General features: G+C 75.1%; 2 protein-coding genes. Both read left to right on the top strand.

Annotated elements, in window-relative coordinates; genetic code table 11:
• Nucleotides 1–280 (top strand): AMP-binding enzyme (locus tag AC0CYZ_RS32375; protein ID WP_472222504.1); only part of this gene is annotated, 280 nt, incomplete at its 5' end.
• Nucleotide 281: 1 nt separating this feature from the next.
• Nucleotides 282–1142: LLM class F420-dependent oxidoreductase (locus AC0CYZ_RS32380; RefSeq protein ID WP_472222506.1), on the top strand; the 861-nt coding region annotated here is incomplete at its 3' end.

Consider the following 1142-nt stretch of genomic DNA (forward strand, 5'->3'; position numbering starts at 1 on the left):
CGCGCTCTACGAGCACCCCGGCGTCGCGCGGGCCGCCGTCATCGGCCTGCCGCACGACCGCTGGGGCGAGGCGGTGACGGCCGTCGTCGTGCCCGCGCCCGGCGCCGCGCCCACCGCCGACGAGCTCGTCGCCCACTGCCGGGCACGGCTCGGCGGCTACGAGACGCCCAAGGCGGTCGTGTTCACCGACGCCCTTCCGGAGACCGTCGGCGGCAAGGTCCTCAAGTACAAGCTCCGGACGACGTACGCGGACCTCTACGCCGCGACGGCGCAGACCTGACGTGCGCATCGGGGTCAACGTCGGGCACTTCATCGGCTCGCCGCCGCCCGACCTCGCCGCGCGCATCCAGGCCCTCGACGCGGCCGGCTTCGCGTCGCTGTGGTTCGCCGAGGCCTACGGCTCCGACGTCTTCACGCCCATGGCCTTCTGCGCGGCGCTGACCTCGCGGGTCCGCCTGGGCACCGCCGTCGCGCAGCTCCCGGCCCGGACCCCGACGGCGACCGCCATGGCCGCCATGACGCTGGACCACCTCTCCGGCGGGCGCGTGGTGCTCGGGCTCGGGGCGTCGGGGCCCCAGGTCTCCGAGGGCTGGCACGGGGTCCCGTACGCGCGGCCGCTGGCGCGCACGCGGGAGTACGTCGAGATCGTGCGGGCCGTCCTGGCACGCGAGGCCCCGGTGGCCTACGCGGGGGAGTTCTTCGCGCTGCCCTCGGCAGGGTCGGAGCTCGGCAAGCCCCTGCGGTCGTCGTTGCACCCCTACCGCCGCGACCTGCCCGTGCAGCTCGGCGCGGAGGGACCGCGCAACATCGCGCTGGCCGCCGAGATCGCCGACGGCTGGCACGCGATGTTCTTCGCTCCGGCTTTCGACTCGTTCTACCGCGACGCCCTCGACGCGGGCTTTGCGCGACGACCCGGTGGGCGGCCGGCCGGGTTCGAGGTGGTCGCGACGGTGCCGGTGGTGCTCGACGACGACGTCGAGCGTGCCGCCGACCGCCTCCGGCCCGAGCTGGCGCTCTACATGGGCGGGATGGGCGCCCGCGGCGCGAACTTCCACCACGACGTCTTCGTGCGCATGGGCTACGAAGCCGTCGCGCAGCGCGTGCAGGACCTGTACCTGACCGGCCGGAAGGCCGAGGCCGCG

The sequence above is a fragment of the Actinomycetospora sp. genome (genome assembly GCF_055612215.1).